General features: G+C 30.9%; 5 protein-coding genes. All 5 read right to left on the bottom strand.

Annotated features, from left to right (window positions below; genetic code table 11):
• Positions 1-111: 111 nt before the first annotated feature.
• The 5 genes from U9R42_05660 to U9R42_05640 are packed head-to-tail and all read right to left on the bottom strand — an operon-like array spanning position 112 to position 10862.
• Complete coding sequence (locus tag U9R42_05660; GenBank protein MEA3495506.1) at positions 112-5058, bottom strand: tail fiber domain-containing protein; 4947 nt, start codon at positions 5056-5058, stop codon at positions 112-114.
• 26 nt (positions 5059-5084) lie between these two features.
• Entirely contained in the window at positions 5085-5603 is a 519-nt protein-coding gene (locus tag U9R42_05655) for a T9SS type A sorting domain-containing protein (protein ID MEA3495505.1), read from the bottom strand.
• A 9-nt stretch (positions 5604-5612) separates the two neighbouring features.
• On the bottom strand, positions 5613-7007 hold the full coding sequence (locus U9R42_05650; protein ID MEA3495504.1) for a PorP/SprF family type IX secretion system membrane protein: 1395 nt from the start codon (positions 7005-7007) through the stop codon (positions 5613-5615).
• Positions 7008-7052: 45 nt separating this feature from the next.
• Positions 7053-8096: a gliding motility-associated C-terminal domain-containing protein gene (locus U9R42_05645; protein MEA3495503.1), complete on the bottom strand. Its 1044-nt coding sequence runs from the start codon at positions 8094-8096 to the stop codon at positions 7053-7055.
• Positions 8097-8120: 24 nt separating this feature from the next.
• Positions 8121-10862: a T9SS type A sorting domain-containing protein gene (locus tag U9R42_05640; protein ID MEA3495502.1), complete on the bottom strand. Its 2742-nt coding sequence runs from the start codon at positions 10860-10862 to the stop codon at positions 8121-8123.
• Positions 10863-11134: the final 272 nt, after the last annotated feature.

Here is an 11134-nt window from a genome sequence, read left to right as displayed (position 1 = left end):
TATAATACCAATTTACCTTCAAATGCATCATTCAAACAAAAAATAATTCAAATTCTAAATGATACATTTGAACGCAACTTGGTATAAGGATGTTTCCTATGGGTTTTGGAATCAATTTCTATCCTCAAGTTTGTTCATTCTTTCTTCAAGCTCAATATATTTATCTTCAATAAGCTTTATTTTGTTTTTTTGTTCATCAATAATTTGCTGTTGTTCTTTTATTGCCTGAATTAATACTGAACTGAATTTGCTATAAGAAACACTGTAATATCCGTTATCTTCTTTTCTTACTAATTCGGGAAAAACCTCATTTACTTCTTGAGCTATCACACCAAGTTGTTTGCCTGATGGATGAATTCTTTGATTTTTAAAATAATAATAAACAGGCTGAATAGTTAATAAACGTTCTAATACATTCTCCAAAGGTTGAATATTTTTCTTAAATCTGAGGTCTGAACTTTCAGTAAGAGTTCCTGCAATAGTCATATTTCCATTTTCATATAAAGTTAAAGCATTACTTGCAGAAGTAACAATTCCATTACCAACCTCAAAGGCTGTGTTAACAAGAGTGTCATTGTATTTTCCAATTACAAAAGTATAATTTGTGTCGGCATGAGTTTTATATCCAAAAGTTGTTGAAAAGTTAGCATTTGCTTTGGATTTGTATCCAAAAGATGAAGAATAATTTCCGATTGCAGAACCACCATTTCCCATTGCAAGAGATGAAAAACCACTTGCAGTAAGGCTATCTCCAATAGCAGTAGAATTATTACCATTTGCGGAAGACATAAATCCAAAAACACGTGAATAATTTCCTCTTGCTGTATCGCCAAGTCCAAATACAATCGAAGCATAAGAAGACGCAACAGAACTATCACCTAAAACAGTAGAAAAATCAGCATTTGCATTTGATAAGTATCCAATTGCACGAGAAAATTTTCCGCTTGCAGTATCCCTAAAACCTATTGCAATAGAAGCATAGCCATAAGCTCCCGAGCTATCACCAAATGCTGACGAAGCATTTCCATGAGCTGTTACAAATTTCCCTAAAGAAGATGAAAAATCACCGATAGCCTTTGAATGATCACCAACAGCTATTGATGCATTTCCTGATGCTTCAGTTGCATTTCCAATGGCTGTGGAATACATACCTGAGGATATTGTAGTAAAGCCAATTGATGTAGAATAGCTATTACTTGATTTAGAATTTTTACCTAAGGCTGTTGAATAATTACCTAAAGCGATTGTACCATCTCCTGCCGAGAAAGAAGATTCACCTCTTGCTTTGGAATAATGCCCTAAAGCTGTTGAATAATCCCCCCTCGCAATTGAACCATATCCCATAGCTGTTGAAGAATTTCCACTTGCCGTAGTATTATTCCCCAAAGCCATAGAATAATCACCTTTAGCAATTGGATTTAATCCTGTAGCGAAAGAAAAATTACCTATGCTGTCAGCATCCCAATGACCACCTGCAACGTATCCTGATCTAAATGCTTTTTTATTTGGCACCCACATCATTCTTGCACCTTGCCCTATAACAGGAACTGTATCTGAGGTAACTTCTACCAAAAAGCTTCCTTTCAAATGAAATGTTGCATTTGCATCTTTAATTCCAATTCCAACATTTGAACTATTGTAATAAATTTTATTATCAAATTTTAGCCAAATTGAATCTAGAGCTATTAAATCATCAACATACTTTTTAGTTGCCGCATCTTTGTTATCTACAGGTTCTTTTAAGTTTATAATTTTTTTATTCCCCATATCCAAGTCGCTATTCATTGATTGACTACCATCAAGAAGCATAAAGTCTGATAGTGTTTTACCGTCTAAATATTCAGCGTTTAAATTTGCTACTTTTGTTTTTGAAGCAATAATAAAAGGTGCTGTTCCAAGAGAAACATCCGATTCAAATGTTTCTGCGATAATTTTATTACTTCCTACATCCCAATCAGAAAATAACTCACGAGAACCGTCTCTCATAATTAGTTGCCAACCTTCAAGTGTATCAATACGGTCAGCATGAAGATGTTGTACAACTTCATCTGAAGAAACCTGAAATGGTGGGGCACCTGTAGTATCTGAGATAAACATATTTCCCTGAATATTGTAAGAAGCATTCCAATCAGCTGTTAATGGCTGGCTTCCATCAAGTAACACAAAATCTGTCAATGTTTTACCATCAACATAATCAGCATTTAAATTTGCTACTTTTGTTTTTGAAGCAATAATAAAAGGTGCTGTACCAAATGCAACATCTGATTCAAATTGTTGTGCTGTAATTATATTACTCCCTGCATCCCAATCTGAAAATAATTCACGAGAACCGTCTCTCATAATTAGTTGCCAACCCTCAACTGAATCAATACGGTCAGCATGAAGATGTTGTACAACTTCATCTGAAGAAACCTGAAATGGTGGGGCACCTGTAGTATCCGAAATAAACATATTTCCCCGAATATTATAAGCAGCATTCCAATCAGCGGTTAGTGATTGGCTTCCATCTCGCAAAACAGCATCTGATGATAAATTTGAAGTTTTATCATCAACATAGGTTTTTACTGCTCTTTCTGTTGGAACATTGTTATCGCTATTTCCACTCAAGGATGTATTGGTTGAAAAGTTATCTATTGTTGTACCTGTATTAAACCCAAGAGTTTCATTAATAGAAACATCTCCGATTATTTGCATATTTCTAAAACCACTTATGTCTTTATTCCCATCAACAATAACAGCTCTGTCTGCTTCAACTGTTCCGTGAGAGGCACCCAAAAGATTGTAGGTATAAACAGAGTCATCATAAATTTCATTTTCATTAGTTACAATTCGCCCATACAAATAAGCACTATCAACATCAATTTCTCCTTGAAGCGAACCTTCGGTTACACTAATATAATGCTTAATCGCTTTTTCAGTTACGAGGACATCATCACTGTTAGCTCCAAATGAACCATCTGTTGAAATTTTATTAACGGTTGTTCCCGATAGAAGTCCAAATACTCCGTTTACCTTTAAATCATTAGTTATTGTAAGGTCATTTTGAATAACTACATTATTACCAATGTCAATATCAGTAAAATCTCCTTTTTCTGCTTTAACGGTATTTGCCGTAATGGAATCAGAAACATAAAGATCACTGTTTATCCAACTTTTATCATTTACTATCAAATCGTTTTGTACTGTTGCACTGTTGTTCACAACTAAATTATTTTCTATATATGCATTATTATCAATAAGTAATGTATCAAAATCTCCTTTATTCGCATCAATAGTTGTTGCTGTAATAGAATCATTTACGTAAAGGTCACTGTTTAAATGGGTGTTGTTATTTACAGTTAGGTCATTTTGTATAGTAGTGTTATTATTCACATTCAAATTATTTTGAATTACTGCATTAATATTAACAAGCAAATTATCAAAATCACCGGTTGATGCATCAACAGTTGTTGCTGTTATTGTATCGCTAACATAAAGGTCACTGTTTATCCAAGCTTTATCATTTACTATTAAATCGTTTTGCACTGTTGCACTGTTGTTTACTACTAAATTATTTTCAATATATGCATTATTATCAATAAGTAATGTATCAAAATCTCCTTTATTAGCATCTATTGTAGTTGCGGTAATAGAATCTGTAACATAAAGGTCACTATTCAAATAAGTATTATCATTTACATTCAGGTCGTTCTGAATTGTTGTACTGTTATTTACGGTTAAATTATTCTGAATTACAGCACTGTTATTTACTTCCAAATCATTTTCAATATATGCATTATTATCAACCAAAAGTGTATCAAAATCTCCTTTATTGGCATCTATTGTAGTTGCGGTAATAGAATCAGTAACGTAAAGGTCACTATTTAAATGGGTGTTATCATTTACAATCAAATCATTTTGAATTGTTGTGCTATTATTTACATTTAAATTATTCTGGATTACAGCATTATTGTTTACGAGTAAGTTATCAAAATCTCCTTTAGATGCATCAACAGTTGTTGCTGTAATTGAATCGGAAACATAAATATCATGGTCAACAAAGATATCATCTTTTGCAAAAATATATTTTCTAGCAGTAATACTATTCCAAACATCAAGGTTGTTTCCAATAGAAGCATTTTGATTTAAAATTAGATTATCAAAATTCCCATTATCCGCATCAACAGTTGTTGCAGTTATTGAATCAGTTACATAAAGATCGCTTTTAATAAATGAATTATTATTTACTTTTAAATCATTTTGAATTACAAGATTATGACCTATCAAAAGATTGTTTTGAATACTTGTATTATTGTTTACAAAAAGGTCATTTGTTATTGCTACATTATTTTTTACACTAAGATCATTTTCAATAAAAGCATTATAATTTACCAAAATAGTATCAAAATCGCCTTTTTGTGCATCTACAGTTGTTGAAGAAATAGTATCGGCAACATACAAATCACTATTTACCTTAAGATTTCTTCCAATTAAAACATCCCCTGTAACAAACAAATAATCAGTAACAAGAGAATCAGCAGGCACCCATTGAGAGCCATTCCATTTCAAAGTTTCATTAACTTTTAATCCATTTTTATTTACATCAATAAGATGAGCAAGTCGTGGTATTGGTGCATGCAAAGCAGAATCGGCAATTATTGAATAAGGAACCGACTGCAATTCTACTGAGCCCATATCTTTTAATCCACTACCAAAATCAGTTTGCACCTTAATAAAATATTCTCCCTCCGCCCAATTAATTTTTTTAAAAGATACAGATGTTCCCTGTGATGTACTGGTACCCTTACCAATAATTAAAGTGAAGAGTCCGAATCCATTTGTCATAACATTATGGCTTTCCTGCCATACCAATTCGCCTGAGAGTCCGCCTTTTTTAATATTAATTTGAACAAAAAGCTGACTATTTGCTATTGGCTCTCCATTTTCATCGTTTGCTACAGCCTGATAAGTAATCCCATAGGGAATCTTATTTTGTGCATTTACATCCATTTTAAAAACAAATGTACTAAGTAAAATAAGCAAACTAATGAGCGGTTTATTTAATGAATGTGTTGTCATAATATTATATATTTTATTTATCTCAATTAATAAATCTTCACAACTTTATATGCTACTTTGTTTTCTTTTCCTAAATATTGAAATGTTATACCAATAAAATAAATTCCTGTTGAAAGGCTTGTCATATCTATTGAAACAACATTATTTTCACTTTTAAAAATTCTATTCCTAAATTTCAATTCTGTTTTTTTCCCATAAAGGTCAAAAATCTCAATTTCTAAATTCTCAATTTTTGAATCATGAAAATCTATAGAAATCTTATCTCTTGTTGGATTTGGAAAAAGTCTTATCTGCGGAGAATACATCTCATCACCAAATATTTTAGAAATAAATTTTGTTGATTGTTGAAATCCTTGAGTAAGGAAATACATATTTTCATCATCTGAAAATGTAAGAGTTATAGGCTCACCAATTGTATAAGAAAGTTTTTCTGCATTAGTTGAAATATCAAAACCCGCAGTAGCTATTACACTTCTGGAGAATGATTGTCCAAAACTAATTGACACTAACAAAACAAAAACGATAAGTGGCATTACTAATTTCATAATACAGAATTATTTATATATTAAAACCCAAACTTTTGGATAACCTTTTTTTCTAATTTCATTCATTTTATCAAGGGCTTCGCCAAGGTCGGTATATTTATTTTCATAAATATGATACCAACTCGTTGCATCCTTGCTTATAACAAGTGCTTTAAAGTTTCGTTCCTTCCAAATTTCTGCACCTCTTACTGCATTTTCAAGCTTTTTGTATGAATCAAGAACAACATAATAAACTCTTTCACCATTGGCAGTTGAGTCAATATTATCAACATCGTTTGAATCAACATTTTCCCTGATATTAGCAACTTCAACAAGCATATTGTTCATCTCGCTTTTCAATTGTTCCAGTTCGTTTTTCAATTGTTTAATATCTACTGATTCCTCTTTATCTGTATCCTTTTGAAGCTCATTTACAAATTTTTCAAGTTTTGAAAGATAATTTTGCATACTATCAATTTCCCTTTGAAGCTTCTTTTCATTCTCCGATGGTGTATATTTCCCAATCTTTCTTTTTCCAAAATAATATCCTATACCTACTTCATGTGTTCCTGAATTATATACTCCCAGTGCTTTATTAGAATATTCATAAGTATAATTTAAAACAATACTTTCGTTAATTTTCCCTCCAAGACTAAATCCTGTTTCCATACTTTTTCTTAGGTTTACTGCAAACCAATATTTCTTTTTATACTTTATTGTAGTTGCTGCTTCCCAGTTAAGAGGAGTATTCATTGTATATCGTCCAATAACAATTGCTTTTATTTCCCAGTCATTTTTAATTTGAAAAGGATATGAAGCATGTGTCTGATATGTCCTGTGCAATTGATAAGGAGATTCATTGTCTGCTGTTTTATAATTCAATTTACTTTCTATTAAATAAGGAACATCAATTCCTAAATTAAAATCATAAAGCTGATACAAAATTCCTGTTCCTGAGTTTATCCCTGTGCCTCGCAAATTCATATTTTTATAAACTACAGGATCGTCAACAATAATTTCATAATTATTTTTATGTGAAAAATCAAGAGTATTTTCATATATCCCACCCCATAAAGCAAAGCTAAGACTCTGGTCATCTGTTATTTTAACACGGTAAGTATAGCTTAATGAAGCAAACATATTTTTAAAAACATCAGATTGGTCGGATAACAAACTTGCACCAAAAGCCATATTTTTAGCAACAGGCACATCCAAACTAAAAGTATTTAAAAGTGTTGAGCCCGGGAAATTAATTCTTTCATTTCTGTAACCCAAAAACAACTTAGTATTTCCATCTATTCCAGCATAAGTAGGTGATAAGAAATAATTGTTAAATATGTATTGGTCATTTATGGGCATTTGTTGGGAAAACAACAATGCCGGAGAAAAAAGGAATGCAAGTATAAAAATATTTATTTTTTTCATCCTTATAATTTTTTATTAATTTAAAAATTAAAATAAATTATGATTCTATCTTAAGATTGTTAATGTGCCTTTATAAATTTTATTATTGTCAATAATTTTTATTATGTAGTAATAGCTTCCTTCAGGTAATGGATTTTCATTAAAATCACCCTGCCAATCATTTGAATAATTTTCACTACTATAAACTTCATCACCATATCTATTATAAACATTTACAGTTATTTGCTTGTAGCCTCCCATATCTTCAATTCTCCAATAATCATTTTTTCCATCACCATTAGGAGTTAATATGTCTATAGGATTTAATTCCAGCTTAGGAAGAACTGTTATTAACACAGAGGCAGAACTTGAACAACTATAAAAATCAGTAACATTAACAGAAATCGTTTTACTTTCATCAACAATTATAGAGTCTGAACTTTCTCCTGTTGACCATAAAATTGTAGGATAATTACCTTCAAGACTAATAATTACATTTTTACCTTCATAAAATATTGTATCATCCCTAAAATCAAAAACAATTTCCGGTGTTTTACGAATTGTAACATTTTTTCGTAGCGAATCTTTGCAACCCTTATCTGATACAATCAAAAGATTTATAGAATAAGTTGATGATTTTCCATATTTATGCTTGGGGCTATCATTAAAAATGGCTCTTTCACCATCACCAAAATCCCAGAAATAGTTTGTAATTTTACCTTTGCTTATTGTCGAAGTAGTTGTAAATTCGGTAGAATCCATTGAGCAAAGAACCGCAGTGCTAAAACCTGCAAATGGATTAGGAAATATTTCAATATTTCTGTGCATCGACATTGTATCACCAACATCAGTTACAATTTGCAAACCAACAGAATAAACTCCCTCTGATGAAAACTTTTTTGTTACAGTTTTTCCTAAATCATCATTGAATTGCCCATCACCATCTAAATCCCAGTTAAAGTATAAAATACTGTCTTTACTAAAGGAAGTACTATTCAATTCTGTTTCATCACCATTGCAAAGGTTCTTTACAGTAAAAGAAACTTTTGTTGCAAAAGAATTTAGTGAAATAATACATAACATTGTTATTAAGAATACTGTGTATTTCATTTTATTTCTTTTTTATTAAATTATTTAAAATTTTAATATTTTTCTAATCAATACTTTATTGTTAAATTGTAATTTAATAAAATACAATCCATCGGAATGTTGTTTTGGGTTGAAGCTTAAAACATAATTCCCCGGCTTTTGTTCATAGTCTGCAAGCGTTTCTATTTTTTTACCAAAAGAATTATAAACCTCAATGTTTACGTTGGCTACTGTTTTTAATTTATAAGCAATATTGGTTTCTTCAGTAAAAGGGTTAGGGTAAATCTTTATTGAATTAACTAACTTTCCCTCTTCAATCGAAGACATTGCACTTTGAGTTACTATAATTGTTTTTACTTCAAGATCTCCTGCACTTAAGAAAATAGTATCTACCCTATCAACATTCTTAAAATTAACAGAAGAAGATATTGTAATTATTTTATTAAATTCATCTTTTTCAACATTCAACCAACTTTTTCCGTGTGAGATTGACCAGTCTTTCAAATTTGTAAAAATATTAATTGTTATTGAATCTTTTCCTGAATCAAGAATAACTGATTGAGGCATTACATCAAAATAATCGGGACGTGAAACTCCATAATCTTTCAGATTGGAAAGAGATTGACTAAATGGACCTGAAGTTGTTCCTGCTCTAACATGAGTAGGGTAACAAGTATCAGGCATTACAACAGCAACTTTATAATAAACTGCTGAAGAAGGCGGATTTACATCTGTCCATGAAAATAAGTTACTTTGAATTGAATCAATAAGTTGTAAATTAGAAGGAGAGGTTCCTCTATAAATTTTATAAGTAGCAAATACAAAACCCTCATAATGTTCCCAAATAAGATTTACTTCCCCACTTGTTCCTTCATTTGCATTCAAATGCATCGTTTTATGAAAAGAACTCAATTGTGATTCAGTACCGCATGAATCAACAGCACTGATTTTATATCTGTCAGCTTTCACAAAAGGATTTGAATTTTTATCAACAAAAACACTTACATCTTTAAAAGGAACAGAGCCTATTTGGTTATAAATCCCTGCTTGAGTAGTTTCTTTGTAAACCTTATAATATGCTGTTCTTTCCCCTCCTGTTCTTTCCCATGCAATCAAATTTTTATTTGTGTTTGTATCCACTGTAACAACGCAAATATTTTCACCATCAAAAGGACTATATTTCTTTATTGTAACAGAAGAATTATTTTTACAACCGTTAGAATCAGTAACATAAACTTTGTGAGTTCCAAAAGATTTTGCTGTGTAATCAGCAAAGGTATCGTTACTTGGCGGATTCCACAAATATGAAGTATATCCCTTTGTAGCATGTAAATTTAAACTATCAAAAGTTCCGGGACAATATTCCAATTTGCCATCTACAGTTATATCTATTAGCGGTTTTGGAAACATCCTAAAAGAAGGTGTATCGGAAAAAGCAATACAACCGAAGTTGTCAATAACTTTTACAAAAAATTCTCCTGAAGAATCAATATTTATTTGTGCATCACCACTGCCATTCGACCAGAAATAACTTGCATAAGTTATTTCTGTTTTTAATGTTAATGTTGTTCCTTCACAAAAAATTCCGGGCTTTGATTCGCCTATTGCCTTTATTTCAGGAGGCAAAATAGCACATCCATTCATATCCGTTTTTACAACATAAGCATCAGCCTCTAAAGTAGTTTTTTTTGATGTACCCACAAAAACAAATCCTCCATCAATTGTTTGCAGTGCAGAATATAGTTCATCAACAACAAAAGATGGAAAACCATAAGTTTTTTCCCATAATTTAATACCGTTAGCATCAGTTTTCAAAAAATAATAATCACTCTCATAAGAGTTAAAACTCTTTGAATATCCTGATATTAAATATGCTCCGTTAGAGAGTTGGAAAACATTTCGTGCAATATCAAGTTTAGTCCCGCCATAAGTTTTTGTCCATGTTGTATCCCCTGTTGAATTTGTTTTTATAAGATAAAAATCCTCATTCCCTTTACCAAAACTTTTAGTGTATCCGCCAATAATATAACCACCATCATTTGTTTGCTGAACCGAATAGGCATATTCATCATTGTTTCCCCCATAAGTTTTTGTCCATGACAAATTTCCTGTACTATTTGTTTTTATTAAATAAGCATCATATCCACCGACACCAAAACTTTGAGTATTACCTGCAATAATAAATCCTCCATCAGTTGTGTTGTCTAAAGAAAAGCCATGATCATAAGCCAATCCGCCATAAGTCTTTGTCCATAAAGTATCTCCCGACTTATTAGTTTTTATCAGTAAAACATCATTACCCGTACCGGTATTTGAATAGATAAAACCGGAAAAGACAAATCCATCTGATAATTCCAACATGTCATTAAATTCACTGTACTGATTGTTGTTTCCATAACTTTTTTCCCAACTTATATTCCCCAAACTATTTGTTTTAACAGCTTTAGCATAATAATTTGAGCCGTTTTTTGCTCTAACACTTATCAGATATCCACCATCATTAGTATAAATAACTGATGTTCCTTTCTGTTCCGTTAGTGTTCCGTTACTGTATATCTTTGTCCAACTCGTATCACCATCCTTATTTGTTTTAATTAAAAAAAGATGTGACTCTTGTCCTGCTTTTTTAACTTCACCTGTAATTATAAATCCCTCATCAGGAGTTTGCTGAATGTCATAAGCATTGGTCATATCATATAAATTATATGATTTATGAAATATCTCCTGGGCTTTAATGCTTGAAAAAACAACAATAAAGACAAAAATTGCAAATAATTTGTTTTTCATTTTCTATATTTTTACTTATGAAAATAACTTTCTTTGACACTTTATCAAAAAAATTTTAATAATTTTTTTTCTTTTTTACAGTGCAAATATAAGAATATTTATTATATTCATCTATAAATATATATTTTTTTCAAAATTAAAATAATGTAATAAATAGTGTCTCTTAGAAAACTCTACTAAACAGGATTCAAATGTTTAAATTTAAAGAATTTACAAAAATTATCTCATTGATTGTGTACACTTCGCATCTTTATATTATTATTTCAAAGTCC

The organism is Bacteroidota bacterium, assembly GCA_034723125.1.
GTDB lineage: Bacteria > Bacteroidota > Bacteroidia > CAILMK01 > JAAYUY01 > JAYEOP01.
The sequence above is the reverse complement of the archived record's forward strand: the minus strand, read 5'-3'. Positions and strand labels throughout refer to the sequence as shown.

Excerpts from the sequence above, each read along its gene's own strand:
- U9R42_05655 (MEA3495505.1), bottom strand. The coding sequence starts at position 5,603 with ATGAAATTAGTAATGCCACTTATCGTTTTTGTTTTGTTAGTGTCAATT.
- U9R42_05650 (MEA3495504.1), bottom strand. The coding sequence starts at position 7,007 with ATGAAAAAAATAAATATTTTTATACTTGCATTCCTTTTTTCTCCGGCA.
- U9R42_05645 (MEA3495503.1), bottom strand. The coding sequence starts at position 8,096 with ATGAAATACACAGTATTCTTAATAACAATGTTATGTATTATTTCACTA.
- U9R42_05640 (MEA3495502.1), bottom strand. The coding sequence starts at position 10,862 with ATGAAAAACAAATTATTTGCAATTTTTGTCTTTATTGTTGTTTTTTCA.
- U9R42_05660 (MEA3495506.1), bottom strand. The coding sequence starts at position 5,058 with ATGACAACACATTCATTAAATAAACCGCTCATTAGTTTGCTTATTTTA.